The organism is Nostoc sp., assembly GCF_036916975.1.
Classification (GTDB): Bacteria; Cyanobacteriota; Cyanobacteriia; order Cyanobacteriales; family Nostocaceae; genus Nostoc.
Map to the genome: position 1 here is coordinate 23,144 of NZ_JBALFF010000090.1, position 16,611 is coordinate 39,754.

Here is a 16,611-nt window from a genome sequence, read left to right on the forward strand (position 1 = left end):
AAAAAACTAAGCTGATGTGCAGCTAAATTGTATAATACCAAAACGCAAAATTATTGTAATGCGGGCATCTTGCCTACTTCCAATATACAAATTAAATACGCAACAGCTTATTGCTTTTTAGGAATAACATTTCTGATTCCACTTTTACCACCAACAGTATCACCTTTGTAACGAGGGATGATATGAATACTCGCGTGCATAATATTTTGACCTGCGGCTCGATTGATATTCATTCCTATATTAAAGCCATCAGGTTCAAATTCTGCTTTGATAATTTCTTGTACTTTGTTCACCATAAACCAGCAAGCAGATTGCTCTTTAAATGGTAGTTCAAAATAACTGCTAACATGACGTTTGGGAATAACTAAAATATGTCCTTTACTTATAGGATAACCATCAAAAATAGCATAAGCGGTTGCTGATTCAGTTAATAGTTTGAGACTTTTCTGAGGATTACAGAATATACAATAATTAGATGAATTTCGCTGATGATTATAGTGAATATACTGATATACTTCCCGATGTTCATCTAAACAAACTGAAGGAAAGGGAAGTTTGACAATACACTGATAGGTAGGTTTTTTATGGACATAATGTTCTCTAAAACCTTCTTTTTTGATATCCCTTCTTACAGCATAATAAGCTTTACCTCCTGGTTTTAATAAGTGTGATATTTCCATAAGAACATTAGTTTGTTCTTCGGTGAATAAAACATTTAAAACATAAAAGCAAATTATTGTATCAAATTTATGTTCAGGATATTCTGGAAAATAATAAGGGTCATAACCCGTGATATCACAACCTTTTTGGCGCAAGATTTTAACATCATTACCAAAGCCACAACCAAAGTCTAATATTTTGCCTTGGAGAAGGTTTTGATTTAATAAAAACTGTGCCGGAAATGACAAATAACTTCTTTCGATCGCAGTCAGATGACTGAACTGATTTTTTTGCTGTTTCATGGAATTTTGGTGCTGATGTCCCAAAATTATTATTCCCAGCATTGGTAAGCTGTTATGTATACAACTTGCACAATCAGGGCGCGCAAGATGCCCACCCCACAACCATGTTGAAAAAATATTAGTGCAAATTAAAGGCGCAACAGCTTATCACTGAGCTTGTCGTTCGCGCAGCGTCTCGTAGAGAAGTGCGGACTACGCCTAAGCATCAGGGTCAACACCTAGCTCACGTAACTTAGCTGCTAATATATCAGCCCGTTGACTTTCTTGTTGGGCCCGTTGGCGTTCTTGTTCAGCTTGTTCGCTGCTCCACAACAGTAAATTTCCTTCTGTATCCCACCACCGCAACCAATTCATAGTTTGGCATAATCTTTCACCTTGCCAAATTCCGAGAAATAGCTTTAACTCAGGAATCCAGTAACGTCCATTACCGTCTGCTTGCTTCGACGTATATTGTCCATTTTCCAAGCAGCGTACTTCTAGACTTGGTTCATAAGGGTCATAGGTTACGTAGGTTGGAACTTGGAGAATCTTTTCGTAATAGTAGAGTTTACCATAGGGGGGAGTTGATCGGACTGATAATTCTCCCCCTTCTGTGTCTGAGAGAAATTCCATCACCACAGTCACAGCAGCACCTTCTAAATTCGGGGTATAGCTGCGACGAACTATATTTGTTCCTACAGGCTGTACTTGAGGTGCGTAAAACCAATCAGGGGCTTTGACGACAATTTTTTTGTTGACTGTGGCTACAAGTCCAAAATTAGAGCCAATCAGCATCTGAGGTTGGATACGTCCTGTGCTTCCCAAAGCATCGGTAAGCGCAGCAGCGATCGCGGGTTGTTGAATATTTTCCACTGGATCGTCGGGTAAAATGAAATCGGCTGGAAGTGCTTCCCAAGTAACAGTTGGTTCTTTTTGGATCGGGTTAACTTGTAGAACCATAAAACTACTCCTAATATCAATGCACAGTATATTAGTTATTTTTAACAAATCTTCAGGTAGCACAGATGTGGTAATCTAGTGTGCGATCGCTTCCGATAAATTCAGATAACATTAAGTTTTGCATGAATAAACTCGCACTCCCTAAAAACCCAGAAATCTAGAAAGATTTCTCTGACAGGTGTATATACTCGTAGTCAAGCACTTAGCACTCGTGAGTATTATGCTGGAATGGTTTATTGGCCCGATAGCAAGCAATGCCTTTCTGCATCGGAAATTTTTAGAATATTTCTGTGCTTGGGAGTTTGTCTGGCAGTTTGAGAAGGAAGGCAGTATTTCAATTGAGGATCTCAAAACTGAAGTTTTTGGCAAACACTGGCAAGATGAAACTTGGCATGAGGTCTTGCTGTTAATTGCCGGAATGATTGATGCGAAATTTGTTGGTGAAATTCTTGATTACTTAATGGTGCAAGATGGTGAAGAGGAAAAATTTCTCAACTTGTTTTTAGCAGCTAAGTGTCTTGCAGAAGTGAGAAATCGCTTGGTGATTGCGCCAATGGCTAATAAATTACTTAACAAGCTAATAGACTTAACTAAATATGAACCCTGGTACTATTACAGACTCTATCAAAATGCAGAAGAAACTAAGCTAATTCAGAAAGTTCGCACTCAAGCAATTGCAACAATCGCCGCAAATTGGAAAGATAACCCTCATACCTTACACTGCCTTAAAGACCGCGCTACTGCTGATGATGATGATGAGTATGTGCGAGGTGTAGCCATCAAAGTATTAGCCAGCAATTTCAAAGATGATCCGGACACCCGCTCGTTTCTCAAAGACCTCGCCACTGCTGATAATGAAGGGTATATACGACGTGCAGCCATCAAAGCATTAGCCAGCAATTTCCCAGATGACCCGGACACCCGTTCGATTCTTAAAGACCGCGCCACTGCCGATAATCAAGATTATGTGCGACGTGCAGCCATCGAAGCATTCGCCAGCAATTTCCCAGATGACCTGGACACCCGCTTGATTCTTAAAAACCGCGCCACTGCTGATAATGCATGGAGTGTGCGAGTTCCAGCCATCAAAGTATTAGTCAGCAATTTCCCAGATGATCCGGACGCCCGCTTGTTTCTCAAAGACCTCGCCACTACTGATAATCAAGATTATGTGCGACGTGCAGCCATTGAAGCATTAGCCAGCAATTTCAAAGATGACCCGGACACCTGCACGATTCTCAAAAACCGCGCCACTGGTGATAATCATGAGTATGTGCGACGTGCAGCCATCCAAGCATTAGCCAGTAATTTCAAAGATGACTTGGACACCTGTTCGATTCTAAAAGACCGCGCCACTGCTGATGAATGGGATGTGCGAGGTACAGCCATCAAAGCATTAGCCAGCCATTTCTCAGATGACCCGCACACCCGATTGTTTGTCAAAGACCGCGCCACTGCTGATAATGAAGCGTATGTGCAAGGTGTAGCCATCCAAGCATTAGCCAGTAATTTCAAAGATGATCCGGACATCCGGTCGATTCTCAAAGAACGTGCCACTGCTGATGATGAATGGAATGTGCGAGTTGCAGCCATCGAAGCATTAGCCAGCAATTTTCCAGATGACCCGGACACCCGCTCGATTCTCAAAGACCGTGCCACTGCTGATAATGAAGTAGATGTCCGATATACAGCTATCAAAGCATTAGCCAGCAATTTCCCAGATGACCCGGACACCCGCTCGATTCTCAAAGACCGCGCCATTGCTGATAATGAAAGCGATGTGCGAGTTGCAGCCATCGAAGCATTAGCCAGCAATTTCCCAGATGACCCGGACACCCGCTCGATTCTCAAAGACCGCGCCATTGCTGATAATGAAAGCGATGTGCGATATAGAGCGATTAAAGCATTAGCCAGCAATTTCCCAGATGACCCGGGCACCCGCTCGATTCTCAAAGACCGTGCCACTGCTGATAATGAAAGGGATGTGCGATGTGCAGCCATTCAAGCATTAGCGAAACACTTCAGAAATCAGCCTGAGTTGTTTGAAATTTACTACAACTGCGCTGTGAATGACTTCTTTGAGGGTAGCCATGACCCCTGGCAGCACCCCAATCCTCGACGAATTGCACTAGAGATAATTATCAAGCAATTTCCTCAGCATCCCCAGACTTTACCACTGTTGCGCGACAAAGCAGAGAATGACCCAGATGAGGAAGTGCGAAAGTTTGCTCAACAGAAGTTGACAGAATTAGAGAAGTAGCTTGACAAACTCAGGTTACATCATTAAACCGTTGACAGATATCCCGCCCAGAACTTAAGTTCTGGGCTAATAGCTTAAGTCCACTCAAGTGGACTGAAATCTTCGCTTTGACAAAGTTTAACCATCGACATCGCTTAAAATCTTATATTTAGTCCTCTTGAGAGGACTTTAGCTATAAGCAAGAGGAATTTATTCCCAGGCGGGTTAGCAACGAAGCGTCAGATTTACTTGAGCGATCGCTTTAATGCTATTAGTAAAGGCAAAGCTGCAAAAACTTTCGGATCTTGATAAACTAATACTCGTGAACGAGTATTTTAGCTAGGTTCATCCACCTTTGATACTCATTAACGAGTCTTTGGGCATTACCAACAAATAAATATATCCAATCTTCTTTGCCCTTGGTTAAGGGTGGGCTTTTCGGCCCACCCTTAATTGTTATTGCAATGCCTCAGCAGTCTTCTGCTTATCCAACTTCAGAATCAACACACCCAAAGGTGGTAAACACAAATCCAGCGAATAAGGACGAGTGTGCAAAGACCAATCATCTGTCCACTTACCGCCTAAATTGCCCATATTGCTGCCGCCATACTGACGCGCATCGCTATTGAACAACTCAGTATAAAATCCCTTTTGCGGTACACCGATGCGGTAGTGAGAATGGGGTTGTGGTGTAAAATTGCAAACAACGATCGCAACATCATCAGAATCCTTGTCACGACGCATGAAGGAAACTACACTATGGCGGTTATCGCTACAGTCAATCCACTCAAACCCCGCTTGGGCAAAATCCTGGGTGTACAAAACTGGTTCAGAACGGTAGAGATGGTTCAATTCCCGGAAAAACGTTTTTAACTGTTGGTGGCCTTCATGCTGCAATAAATGCCACTCCAAATCTGCCCAAGCATTCCACTCACTCCATTGCCCAAACTCCATGCTCATAAACATGGTTTTCTTGCCTGGGTGAGCAAACATATAGGTAAATAAACAACGGATATTAGCTAACTTCTGCCATGTATCCCCCGGCATTTTACCAATGATATTGCTCTTGCCATGCACCACTTCATCGTGTGACAGAGCCAGCATGAAGTTCTCGCTGTGGTTGTACCACATACTAAAGGTGATGTTGTTTTGGTGGAACTGGCGGAACCAAGGGTCCATGCTGAAGTAATCCAGCATATCGTGCATCCAGCCCATATCCCACTTCAAGTTAAAACCAAGTCCGCCTGTGTAGGTAGGCCAAGATACCATTGGCCAGGAAGTAGATTCTTCCGCAATTGAGAGAATACCAGGGAAATAGCTAAAGATAATGTGATTTACCTGACGCAGAAAATCTGCTGCTTCTAGGTTTTCTCTGCCACCGTACTGGTTGGGCAACCATTCTCCTGGTTCGCGGCAATAATCGTTATAGAGCATTGAGGCAACAGCATCAACACGAATCCCATCAATGTGGTATTTATCAAACCAAAAGAGGGCATTTGCTGCTAAGAAATTACTAACTTCATGGCGACCATAGTTGAACACCAAAGTACCCCATCCTTTGTGTTCGCCTTTGCGGGGGTCAGAGTGTTCGTATAAGTGGCTACCATCAAAGAAAGCTAAACCATGTCCATCTTTGGGGAAGTGACCGGGAACCCAATCTACAATTACCCCTATATCATTTTCGTGACATTTGTCAACAAAATACATGAAATCTTCGGGGGTGCCAAAACGGGAGGTGGGGGCATAGTACCCAGTTACTTGATAACCCCAAGAGCCATCAAAGGGATGCTCCGCAATCGGTAGCAATTCTAGATGGGTATATCCTAGTTCTTTGACATAAGGAATGAGTCGGTCAGCTAGTTCCCGGTAGGTAAGGAACCGTGCGCCCGGTTTCAGTTCGGAAACAATAACTACAGGTTCCGTTTCACCATTTGGCAGTTTAGCAGGTTCAGCACTCGAAGCGTGTAACCAAGAGCCTAAATGCACTTCGTAGACTGAAACTGGCACAGTCAGAGGTTCAGTGCGACGCCGCTTTTCCATCCAGCCTTCGTCATTCCAACTGTAAGCATCTAAATCGGTGACAATGGATGCTGTTTTCGGGCGGGGTTCTTGGTGAAAACCGTAGGGATCGGATTTTTCGTAAATGTGTCCTTCAAAATTTTTGATTTCATATTTGTAATGCTCTCCCACACCGATTTCAGGTATAAACAATTCCCAAATTCCAGTGCGGCCTTTACGCATCTGGTGTTTACGCCCATCCCAGAAGTTAAAGTCTCCCAGCAATGAAACGTTGCGAGCATTGGGCGCCCAAACTGCAAAATAAACGCCTTTAACGCCGCCTATTACCGTGGGGTGCGCTCCTAGTTTTTCGTATATCCGGTGATGATTGCCTTCACTAAATAAATGCAAGTCAAAGTCTGTCAAGTTAGGAGAACGGAAGGCGTAAGGGTCATAGGTGACACGCTCATGTTCTCCTTCTTTAATCCGTAACTGGTAGTTTGCCAGTTCTGGAGTGTCAATCGTGCATTCAAAAAAGTTGGGATGATGCACTGCTTGCATTGGATATTCCTTGCGTTGTTCAGGAAGAACCACCCATGCTGCACTTGCATTTGGTAGGTAGGCCCGCACAGCCCAGACGGTTTTGCCGTCTTGTTCTATGGGATGAGAACCTAGTATTTCAAAGGGATCGTTATGCTGATTCCAAACGATGCTGTTAACCTGTTCAGGGGCGATCGTGGTCATGGACATGAAGCTACCTAAGTGATATAACGTGATTGACTAAATCTACTTTTTTAATATCTATATATATTCTTTACATTTATTTGCAATTTTGTCGCCACCGTTATCCTACATCAGAATGGGGAATGGGGAATGGGCAGAGGATGAATGACGAATGACCAATGACGAATGACCAATGACGAATTTATCAAAAATTTAAAAATGGGAAAAACTGAAGTAAGGTTTTACGTATCCGAAGCAAGAAAATCTGTTGGCGAATTTTGGGGTCTAGTTTTGGGGGCGGGGCAAGTTGCAGCTGCGCTTGTAATTGAATATATTCGGCAGCTGTTAGGGATCTTCCATCAATAGGCGATCGCGCTTCTATGATAATTTTAGTGCGTAATATTTCTTCTGGTGTATCCTCTGGTGGTGGTAATGCTATTACAGGCGATCGCCATGAGCTACTTAACACCAAAAATGTTCCAATAATCACAATTAAGCTCAGGAATTTTATTGCCTTTATCGCTTTAACTCTCCCCATCTCCTGAACTGCGTTCACAACGCAGGATGAACATCTATTTTTTTACATCCCATTCCCAAAGTTAAAAATTTTCCCAATAAAAAAATCTGGCAATATCTTGACACATCACCAGGTCTTTTCTGATACGGAATCGACTACAGGGAATGCCCAAGACCAATTGCCAGCGATCGCTATGAATTGTTTTACCCTCTAAAAACTCAATGGTCTAAGCCATTTCAAACACTAAACCAGGGTAGTACTTTGTCTACAAAATGGCTTAAATTTACACAATTCAACTTCCTTTGACTTGAAATAAGGTTCATAGCACTTACGCATTATGTACCAAATGTAGGGGCAATTCATGAATTGCCCCTACGGTAAATCAGGGCTTTTACTGCCTTGAAAGCGTAAGTCCTGGTTCAGTCACAAAAGAAAAAAGGGGACAGGGGACACAAACCTTGGAGGTAAACCCGATAAATAAATTTAGGGCTGCTGAAATACAGACGCATTATTTCTTGTAGCCCTTGAGGCTCGAAATAAATATTTAACATTGAGCATAAATAAATCTAGGTGCTTGAAATCCTCTATTACTGTCCAATTCCAGCATCTTTCTCCCCTGCCCCCTGCCCATTTGGTCAGGCGAGGATTTCAGGCGGACACATGGTTGAGGAGGTAATCCTCATCACCAGTGTCCTTTACTTGCTACCCTACTTAGCTGATATTCAAACAAACTCTAGGCTCTGATACACCAACAAAAAAATGCAGGTTTTTACGTTAACCTAATTAATTCAAGCTATGTGGTGACGACCGTTATTACTAAGCTGTTTTGGGCATGATTTAAACTAAAGCTGATTGATGTCCTATTTAGGAGTAGCTTTAGAAGTAGCTTTAGGAGTAGTTGGCGGAGTAACAGCAGGTGTAGCTGCCGGAGTAGTTGCCGGAGTAACAGCAGGTGTAGACGTACCACCACCAGCAGGTGCATCAGTTGGTTCACCTGTAGCAGCTGGACTACTAGTAGTACCAGTACCACCACCAGCGCCACCACCAGCATCACCACCGCCACCGCCTTCACAAGCTCCGAGAATTGTAGCCAGACTTAAGATTACAGCCAAACCAAAGATTTTTGTTTTCATAACTCCTCTTTCACCAATTGTGGCTAGAACAATTTTTCACCTGTTGAATACGATACCGTATTTATTGCTTTTTTTTAAATGCTACGAGATTACATCCTAAAAAAATAATCCTTTAAGGTATTCTTTTTTGAATTAGGTATCATACAGCCATCTGATTAGTTTCTCTTAAACTCAGGAGCAAAACGGAAATTACCAAATTTTCTAGCAAACCGAGCTATCATAGCAAAAAATTTATTTTTTCCTGGAGTATTGCACCTTGCTGCCCCACGTTGCCATACTTTAGGTGCGATATCTAAAAGGCAAGCGCTAATTGCTGAAGAGCCAAATTGCAATATCTAGAGGATGTAATTGCTATGGCTATCTATCAAACAGTTAAAAGGGTGTAGTCTGTTATGTGTGCTTGTTGCACAGAAGGCGATTTTAACTAAGCAAAAAGAGACACTTAAGACAATCAATCTAAAGTACAGTATTTCCGATCTAAAAAATTTATGGTAGTTGCTCGTAAATCTGCTGTTTCTACAAGGGGTACTTGGTTCGGGCGAGATTTTATCCTTTCTTTAAAGAGGCGACGTTCTGCACGGATAGAATCAGCAGTACAAAGTGCTTCTACACCCCCAGCCCAAGCTGCACCAGCATCCTCTCGAAGACGACAGCGTTCCTTGACAAATCTCGCGGTTTCTCCTACAAATCAAGTAGTTATGCCCAAATCGGTGAAACAGTTGGGTAGACAACAAGTGCTAAATCTCAATGAGCAGTCAAGTGCAAACCAGAAAACTCCGGGGGTAGGTTTTCTTCACCTTCCCACAATGCCAAATTCTGGAGCAGCACCTTTATGGTTGCTACGCTTGTACACCTTTCATCGTTATTCGACAGTTTTGGCGTTCTTGGTAGTAGCATCGACACTTGCTATTTATGGCTGGACGGTATATTCACAAGAAGTTTGGAGTAAGTCATATAGCAGACTGCAAAAGCTCCAACGTCATGAGCGGTTACTAACGACAACCAACGCGACGCTGACAAATAAAATTGCCCAGGAAGCAGAACAACCAACAGCAGGGCTGGTATCGCCGACTCCTGAAGGGATGATTTTCTTGTCTCCAGAATCTCATAATCCTAAGCCAGCATCTTCTAACACAACGCCAAATCCCCAAACGCAACAGCAAACCCTCTCGCCACTGGGGTATTAAGGTTAAAAGTCATTGGTCATTGGTTATTGGTCATTGGTTATTGGTCATTAGTCATTGGTCATTAGTTATTCGTAACGGACAAATGACAAATGACTAATGACAAAGCGCAAAGTCGGAGCGGAGGTTTCCTGCGTTGGCACAGCCCGCCGTAGGCATCAGAACTTTGTAAGAGGGGACAAATGACAAATGACAAAGGACAAACCCAATGCAAAAATCATCAAGCAAAACAAACAGAAAGTTTCGGAATCCAGCATTTAAAAGGCGACAGAAGGGTTCTAAAGGATTGTTAGGGACACTTGCCTCTAATATGCAAGACCAAACAGCCAATACCAAGGCTCGACTGTTTATAGTATGGGGCGTATTAATGGCAGCAGGTTTGGGGTTGGCTATCAACTTGTATAACCTACAAATTGTCAAGGGGATAAAGTTAACAGAGCAGGCGCGAAACCAGCAAATGGTGAATTTGCGACCTTTTATGCCCCGTCGCCCAGTGGTAGATCGCAATAGTAATCTGTTGGCGATTGACCGTCCTGTATATACTTTGTACGCTCATCCCAAGCTGTTTGATAAGTCTAATGAAGATATGGCTGGGCGACTTGCCCCAATATTGGCAAAAGATACTGCTGAATTGGTAAAAACTTTTGAAAGCAAAAGAAGCGGAATTATACTTGCCCCAGCCCTCCCGGAAGAAACTATCGATCGCATCATCTCTTTACGCTTAAATGGCTTGGAGTGGATTCAAAAATATTCCCGATATTACCCGCCAGACGATTTGGTTTCTGATGTGGTGGGCTATGTGAATCTTGACCGCCGTGGTCAAGCAGGTGTGGAATACTCTCAAGAGAAGTTGCTAGAACGTCCTGTGCAAACGGTGCGGCTCAGTCGGTCGGGGAATGGGGCCTTGATGCCGGATCATGCCCCTGAAGGTTTTTTGCATTTTGATGATTTGCAACTACAACTGACTATTGATAGCCGTCTGCAACGAATTGCCCGGGTTGCGCTCAAACAACAAATGGATAAATTTGAGGCTAAACGTGGGGCGGTAATTGTGATGGATGCCTTGGATGGTTCGTTACTCGCGCTGGTTTCTCAGCCTACTTATAATCCTAATGAATACGCTAAAGCTAATATATCGTTATTTAAAAACTGGACGGTGGCGGATCTTTATGAACCGGGATCGACTTTTAAGCCTTTGAATGTAGCGATCGCTCTGGAAAATAGCGTCATCAAGCCAGATGATATGTTTAATGACTCCGGTTCTATTCGAGTAGCTAATTACACCATCAAAAATGCGATGAATAATGCTAATGGGCGAATCAGCATCGCTCAGATTTTGCAATTTTCCAGCAACATTGGCATGGTGCAAATTATCCAACGCTTAAAGCCTTCAATCTATTACAACTGGCTAGAACGCTTGGGGCTAGGACAAAAAGTTGATACAGATTTACCTTTTGAAGTTGGTGGGCGGCTCAAAAGTCAAGAAGAATTTATCGCTTCGCCAATTGAAGCAGCTACTACTTCCTTTGGACAAGGCTTTTCCATGACACCCATACAGTTGGTACAAATGCACGGCGCTTTAGCCAATGGCGGTAAATTGGTCACACCCCATGTAGTTCGGGGGCTGATTGATAGTAAAGGGCAAATGCATGATTCACCTACTCACACCATCCCCCGCCAAATTTTCTCAGCCGCAACAACTCAAAAGGTTTTGGAAATGATGGAAACTGTTGTTAATGAAGGTAGCGGGAAGGCGGCACAAATTCCGGGATATCGCATTGCTGGTAAAACTGGTACAGCCCAAAAAGCTAGTCCTAATGGTGGTTACATCAAGGGTGCTAGAATGACCAGCTTCGTGGCTATTTTGCCAGTGGAATCTCCTCGGTATGTAGTGTTCGCACTGGTGGATGAACCAAAAGGAGAAAGTGCTTATGGTTCTACTGTCGCCGCCCCAATTGTGAAGTCGGTAATCGAAGCCCTGATTCCTCTTGAGGAGATTCCGCCAAGTAAGGCGATCGAGCAGCAGAAGGTGCCGTAGAGGGGGCAGTTCTTGCTGGGAGCAGGGGGAGCAGAATTAATAATCAATGCCCTGTTTGGCCAATGCCCAATGCCTTTGTTCTTATAGAATTAATTTTTCTTTATAACCAGGGAAAGAGGTAGAGAAAGCTACTCGTGTGGGAAGTTAAGTATTAGAGGTGAAAATAATCTCTCATTTCTCTAATGTTACCGAAGATTCCATGCAAAGCAATTTAGTTATATTTCCTAACGCTGGGGCTGCAAAAAAGAGTACGCAAATAGAAGAAGGAACAATTACCAACTATGACCGTGCTGAGGAACAATTTATAGAACTGCTAGCAATGGAGGATTTGGATCGTTTAGATGTAAAACCTGCAATAGCTACTGAGTTTGAACAGGCACTCTCAAGGGGAATTTGCGCTGCCTATAAAAACGATCGCTCTGATGAACAGGCTCACCGTTTTCTGCAACGGATACTTTATCGAATTAATCGGCTAAAGCTGTTTTGGTATGACGATTTGCGGCACTATAGCAATGAGCGATCGCTTTACTTGTACTCATGTCGTGACCAAATTGAAGCTGCTTGGCAACAGTGGGAACTGGCAGAAATCGATGTGGCTGCACTGCAACAATTAGATGTAAAACACGCTTTAATTGAGCGTGCATCTACCGATTTAGATCCCATTTTGTCCGACAATAGCCGCTACATTCGGGAGGAAATGACTGAATCTGGGTATCGTCACCTGCTAGCGATCGGCTCCTTTGATGGCTTGGTTGAAGGTAGTCGTCTTTGCTACGTATTGGGTGGTGCTGCTAATGAAATGCAGTGTACGCTGGTGCGAGTATTACTAGAAGAATACGGTAATGGTCGTTTATCCCGCAAGCACTCTACATTTTTTGCTCAAATGCTGGCTGAGTTTGGAATGAACACTCAACCAGAAGCATACTTCGATTTAGTACCTTGGGAAGTCCTAGCTTGCGCTAATCATAACTTTCTGACCACCGATCGCAAACGTTATTTCCTCCGTTATTGTGGTGCGTTGACATATTTTGAGGTGGCTGGGCCTGCGGCTTACAAAAACTATCTGACGGCGGCGCAACGATTGGGACTCTCAGAAGCGGCGATGGGTTATTGGGAACTGCACATCCGAGAAGATGAGCGTCACGGGCGTTGGATGTTGGATGATGTGGCTTTGCCTTTGGCAGAACAATATCCCAATGATGCTTGGGAATTACTGCTTGGGTATGACCAGGAGAAACTAATGGGCGATCGCGCCGCTAGTGCTGTTGTGCGATCAATACGTGAAGCAAAACACTCCGCTTGACTCATCGAAGAAATCTAAAAAATTAGAAATTAAAAATGGCATATTATTTTTGGCGTTTCTAATTTTATATTTCTAAATCATCCTATTGCTAATCTCCCTACAATCCCATTTCTTTAGTGAGAATTTCTTTACTAAAGAAACGGTTATTTCTTGCCTTTAAAGAACGGTATTAAATAACCTTCTCTTACATTGATTATACCTTACACATTGAAGTGCAGTCCAATGAAAGATATCTTTTTTTGTCCTGAAGAATCTAATTTCTACTCAAATTGCTTAGACAGTTTTGTACTCAGAAATTGCAATAGCTCCGAATCTATTGTGGAGTTTGGCTCAGGAGATGGTAGTCCTGTAATTAATTCTTTATTGAAAAACAAGTTTGATGGTGTGATTCAAGGATTTGAGTTAAACACTTCTGCATGGAAAGTCGCAAATTCAACTATCGATGAATATAATCTCACTAATAAATACATAATCCATAATTCATGTTTGTTTAATTCTTCTCAACCAGATGCTCAGTATCTTGTAGCTAATCCGCCCTATCTCCCTGCGCCAGATAATGATATTTATATGCCACTCTTATTTGGGGGCGTAGATGGAGCCACAGTTACCAACGATCTTTTGTCGTTAGGTTATGAAAATGTGTTGGTTTTAATATCTAGTTTTTCTAATCCAACAGGTACGCTAAACCTAGCAAAACAAAATGGATATTGTGTTCAAAATTTCATGGTGTTACCTTTACAGTTCGGCTACTATAGCTCCGATCCCAAGGTAAAGAACCACATAGAAGAACTCCGAAAAAACAAGATGGCATTTTATTCTGGCGATTATTATTTTTTAGCTGGCGTTTTATTTAACAAATGCCAGGATTCTGTAGTTGATTTATCTAATCAACTGGCTCAGGTTATGACTAGTTTGTAAAAATTGAGAATAACTTACCAGTGCTGTCTCTAAGAAATAGCAAATTTTTATAAATGTCAACTGCCTATGTACATATTTAGCCACTAAGGGACTTCCAAATAAAAAAATGTTCCAAAACTGGCGCAAAAACTCTCTCTATTTCTCCTCTCTCTGTGTTGCGCCAGTCGCTACAACGGGGGGAACCCCCGCAACGCGCTGGCTTCTCTGTGTCTGGAGTGGTTCGTTTATTTGAATAATTTATTTCTTGGAAGTCCCTAACACCACGTTGGGCATTGGGAAATGATTTTTATGGTGAAGATGTGCGGATTTGGTGCGGCGATCGCTAAATTCATATTAATGCAGATATTCCCTACGCCGCTTGGAATTACTGGCAAGCGACTGGTGATGATCGTTGGATGCAACAGCGCGGCGCAGAGATTATTTTGGATGCGGCTATCTTCTGGGGTAGCACACCCCAGACGGATCAACTTGAATATCACTCGCGTCTGTGAGGTAAGTAAAGTATTGCCGTTTAAAACGCCTAATTGAAAGATATGAGCGTGTCTGCTTATATTTGACTATTCAATTAGGAACTATTCCCCCGGATGATATTAAACACATCTTTCAACCTTTCCATCGCGCCAGGAATGCAACCAATATCCCCGGAATGGGATTAGGAATGTCTATTGTCAAGCAGACTGTAGATTTACATGGCGGTGAAATTTTTGTCGAAAGTGCGATCGGTGCGGGAACTACCTTTACTGTAACTGTGCCATTTTCGATAAATTTGAATATATAGCGGCTTACACAGCTTTTAAGTCAATTTCCACTTTAGAAGACTTTATAAATAATCAATCATTTTTATTTATTAAATTCAAAAAAAAATATAATTGCTTTTATCCTAGAAGGTCTTTAAAGTAGGGTTAGCCGGTCAACAATAAGTTAATTGTAAAGTTTTTCTTAACAGTAGCTTACGGAAACCAATTCAAATAGTTTGTATATTTAAGTGTGAGTTTAAAATATTACGCCTGTGGTAATCTCTAACAAATCAGAATACGCACTTCTAGCCCTGTTAGAGTTGGCAAGCTGCTACCCTAACGGTGAAGCCCTGCAAATTCGAGAGATAGCGGCATTGCAAGACATACCGAACCGCTATTTGGAACAACTTTTAGCCACATTAAGGCGTGGAGGTTTAATTAAAAGTATACGCGGAGCCAAAGGTGGCTATGTTCTGGCACGAGATCCCGGAAAGATTACAGTGTTAGATGCTTTTAGTTGCATGGAAGGATCAGATATCGTTGTCTCTGATTCTGAGCCAACTCCAAACACGGTAGAAGGTGAGCTAATTCAAGAAGTTTGGCAAGAAGCACGTCAGGCTGCTAACTCAGTTTTAGAAAAATATACACTCCAAGACCTTTGTGAACGAAGATCAATCCGAAAGCAGAAAGAACTCATGTATTACATTTAGAAAGGATGAAGTAGGAAAATTTTCATCCTTAGTTATGAAAGTAATAACCTGTGATGCTCTTATATGCCTGAAGCCAATTCTCAACAGCCTATAAATACTGCCGCTACTCTTGTAGAGAATTATGCAGCAGGAAAACGGGAATTTAGTAAAGCAGAACTTGGTAATGCTGATTTGCAAGGTATTAACTTGAAAGGTTCTGACTTGAGTTATGCTGACTTGAGTGAAGCTAACCTTAGTGGCGCAAATTTGAGGGGAACTGATTTGAGTTTTGCCGATCTGGGTCAAGCTAATCTCAAGGATGCTAATCTCAGGGGAGCATTGTTGATGTCAACGAATCTTCGCCAAGCCGATCTCAAAGGAGCGAACCTGGAAAAAGCAGACTACGATTACCTACGGTAGGCTACGCCAACGCAGCACCCATTTTCCCCAAGATTTCGACCCAGTGAAAGCGGGTATGCAGATTAAATCTGAAAATTAATTAAATAAAGTTCACCGATCGTACTTGCCTCAAGATAGAAGATTTTTTCCCTAAAAAAGTTGTACTTTGGTGAAAAAGCCTATCTATGAGGTTGACAATGGAGGCGAAAAGTGAAACCCTCAACCGACGCGCACCAATAATCACTGCTGGAATTTTTCTTGGTGTGGGTCTTGGAGGCTTTATAGATGGAATTTTACTGCATCAGATCCTCCAGTGGCATCACATGCTTAGTAACATTCGACCTCTGACAAACACGGCGAATATAGATTTAAATATGGTATGGGATGGGTTATTTCATACCTTAGATTGGGTATTCACTGTGGTAGGACTTGTGTTGCTATGGCGTGCCGGAGGGCGTGATGATGTTCCTTGGTCATCACAGACCTTTATTGGGTCAATATTGATTGGTACTGGGTTGTTCGACTTCGTTGAAGGTTTAATAGACCATCAAATTCTCGGTGTCCATCACGTCAAACCAGGCCCAAACGAGTTAGCTTGGGATCTAGGATTTCTTGCATTTGGTGCGCTACTTATTGTCATCGGCTTGATAACGATAAAAAAGGCAAGAGTCATTAGTCATTAGTCATTGGGGACTCTTGAGAATTGGGGATAAGGGGAAAGACTTGTTGTAAGTTCTAGTTTACACTCAAGTCCTCTTGTCTCCTTGTCCGGGAGCATCCCAATTGTGCTGAGGTGGGATTTTTATTTAGCGATCGCACATTGCCTAATTAG

The 16,611-nt window shown here is 42.5% G+C and carries 13 protein-coding genes and 2 pseudogenes; 10 read left to right on the forward strand and 5 right to left on the reverse strand.

The annotated features are described in order from the left end of the window. Window positions 1-107: 107 nt before the first annotated feature. Both V7K73_RS22520 and V7K73_RS22525 read right to left on the reverse strand, forming a co-directional pair. On the reverse strand, window positions 108-962 hold the full coding sequence (locus V7K73_RS22520; RefSeq protein ID WP_334883204.1) for an HIT family protein: 855 nt from the start codon (window positions 960-962) through the stop codon (window positions 108-110). A 198-nt stretch (window positions 963-1,160) separates the two neighbouring features. Beyond that, window positions 1,161-1,901: a Uma2 family endonuclease gene (locus V7K73_RS22525; protein WP_334883206.1), complete on the reverse strand. Its 741-nt coding sequence runs from the start codon at window positions 1,899-1,901 to the stop codon at window positions 1,161-1,163. A 178-nt stretch (window positions 1,902-2,079) separates the two neighbouring features. Here V7K73_RS22525 and V7K73_RS22530 point away from each other — a divergent pair, with 178 nt between their 5' ends. After that, window positions 2,080-4,161, forward strand: coding sequence for a HEAT repeat domain-containing protein (locus tag V7K73_RS22530; protein WP_334883207.1), 2,082 nt, complete (start codon window positions 2,080-2,082; stop codon window positions 4,159-4,161). A gap of 435 nt (window positions 4,162-4,596) precedes the next feature. On the opposite strand, the gene glgB is transcribed toward V7K73_RS22530, so the two are convergent. The 3 genes from glgB to V7K73_RS22545 all read right to left on the reverse strand — a co-directional run bounded on the left by glgB (window position 4,597) and on the right by V7K73_RS22545 (window position 8,511). Next, complete coding sequence (gene glgB, locus V7K73_RS22535) at window positions 4,597-6,888, reverse strand: 1,4-alpha-glucan branching enzyme (RefSeq protein ID WP_334883208.1); 2,292 nt, start codon at window positions 6,886-6,888, stop codon at window positions 4,597-4,599. Between the two features lie 178 nt (window positions 6,889-7,066). Continuing rightward, window positions 7,067-7,399 (reverse strand): hypothetical protein, encoded by a 333-nt coding sequence (locus tag V7K73_RS22540; RefSeq protein ID WP_334883331.1) that lies wholly within the window; start codon window positions 7,397-7,399, stop codon window positions 7,067-7,069. Between the two features lie 839 nt (window positions 7,400-8,238). Continuing rightward, window positions 8,239-8,511 carry a hypothetical protein gene (locus V7K73_RS22545; RefSeq protein ID WP_334883209.1) on the reverse strand — a complete coding sequence of 91 codons (273 nt, stop codon included), beginning with the start codon at window positions 8,509-8,511 and terminating at the stop codon, window positions 8,239-8,241. 488 nt (window positions 8,512-8,999) lie between these two features. On the opposite strand from V7K73_RS22545, the gene V7K73_RS22550 reads away from it, so the two are divergent. From V7K73_RS22550 to V7K73_RS22590, 9 genes and pseudogenes are all read left to right on the forward strand, one after another. Further along, window positions 9,000-9,698: a hypothetical protein gene (locus tag V7K73_RS22550; protein WP_334883210.1), complete on the forward strand. Its 699-nt coding sequence runs from the start codon at window positions 9,000-9,002 to the stop codon at window positions 9,696-9,698. Window positions 9,699-9,903: 205 nt separating this feature from the next. After that, a complete protein-coding gene (locus V7K73_RS22555; protein ID WP_334883212.1) occupies window positions 9,904-11,733 on the forward strand; it encodes a peptidoglycan D,D-transpeptidase FtsI family protein in 1,830 nt (609 codons plus the stop codon). 199 nt (window positions 11,734-11,932) lie between these two features. Then, complete coding sequence (locus tag V7K73_RS22560) at window positions 11,933-13,036, forward strand: iron-containing redox enzyme family protein (protein ID WP_334883333.1); 1,104 nt, start codon at window positions 11,933-11,935, stop codon at window positions 13,034-13,036. A 222-nt stretch (window positions 13,037-13,258) separates the two neighbouring features. Next, window positions 13,259-13,954 carry an SAM-dependent methyltransferase gene (locus V7K73_RS22565; protein ID WP_334883214.1) on the forward strand — a complete coding sequence of 232 codons (696 nt, stop codon included), beginning with the start codon at window positions 13,259-13,261 and terminating at the stop codon, window positions 13,952-13,954. A 254-nt stretch (window positions 13,955-14,208) separates the two neighbouring features. Continuing rightward, a pseudogene (locus V7K73_RS22570) lies at window positions 14,209-14,427 on the forward strand (hypothetical protein); the annotation flags it as partial. An 80-nt stretch (window positions 14,428-14,507) separates the two neighbouring features. After that, on the forward strand, window positions 14,508-14,732 hold the full coding sequence (locus V7K73_RS22575) for a sensor histidine kinase (protein ID WP_334883216.1): 225 nt from the start codon (window positions 14,508-14,510) through the stop codon (window positions 14,730-14,732). Between the two features lie 231 nt (window positions 14,733-14,963). Next, window positions 14,964-15,401 (forward strand): RrF2 family transcriptional regulator, encoded by a 438-nt coding sequence (locus V7K73_RS22580; protein WP_334883218.1) that lies wholly within the window; start codon window positions 14,964-14,966, stop codon window positions 15,399-15,401. Window positions 15,402-15,464: 63 nt separating this feature from the next. After that, window positions 15,465-15,879, forward strand: a pseudogene (locus V7K73_RS22585) (pentapeptide repeat-containing protein). Between the two features lie 97 nt (window positions 15,880-15,976). After that, complete coding sequence (locus V7K73_RS22590; RefSeq protein WP_334883335.1) at window positions 15,977-16,462, forward strand: DUF2243 domain-containing protein; 486 nt, start codon at window positions 15,977-15,979, stop codon at window positions 16,460-16,462. The last annotated feature ends 149 nt before the right edge of the window (window positions 16,463-16,611 follow it).

Excerpts from the sequence above, each read along its gene's own strand:
- V7K73_RS22520 (WP_334883204.1), bottom strand. The coding sequence starts at position 962 with ATGAAACAGCAAAAAAATCAGTTCAGTCATCTGACTGCGATCGAAAGA.
- V7K73_RS22525 (WP_334883206.1), bottom strand. The coding sequence starts at position 1,901 with ATGGTTCTACAAGTTAACCCGATCCAAAAAGAACCAACTGTTACTTGG.
- glgB (WP_334883208.1), bottom strand. The coding sequence starts at position 6,888 with ATGTCCATGACCACGATCGCCCCTGAACAGGTTAACAGCATCGTTTGG.
- V7K73_RS22540 (WP_334883331.1), bottom strand. The coding sequence starts at position 7,399 with ATGGGGAGAGTTAAAGCGATAAAGGCAATAAAATTCCTGAGCTTAATT.
- V7K73_RS22545 (WP_334883209.1), bottom strand. The coding sequence starts at position 8,511 with ATGAAAACAAAAATCTTTGGTTTGGCTGTAATCTTAAGTCTGGCTACA.
- V7K73_RS22550 (WP_334883210.1), top strand. The coding sequence starts at position 9,000 with ATGGTAGTTGCTCGTAAATCTGCTGTTTCTACAAGGGGTACTTGGTTC.
- V7K73_RS22555 (WP_334883212.1), top strand. The coding sequence starts at position 9,904 with ATGCAAAAATCATCAAGCAAAACAAACAGAAAGTTTCGGAATCCAGCA.
- V7K73_RS22560 (WP_334883333.1), top strand. The coding sequence starts at position 11,933 with ATGCAAAGCAATTTAGTTATATTTCCTAACGCTGGGGCTGCAAAAAAG.
- V7K73_RS22565 (WP_334883214.1), top strand. The coding sequence starts at position 13,259 with ATGAAAGATATCTTTTTTTGTCCTGAAGAATCTAATTTCTACTCAAAT.
- V7K73_RS22590 (WP_334883335.1), top strand. The coding sequence starts at position 15,977 with ATGGAGGCGAAAAGTGAAACCCTCAACCGACGCGCACCAATAATCACT.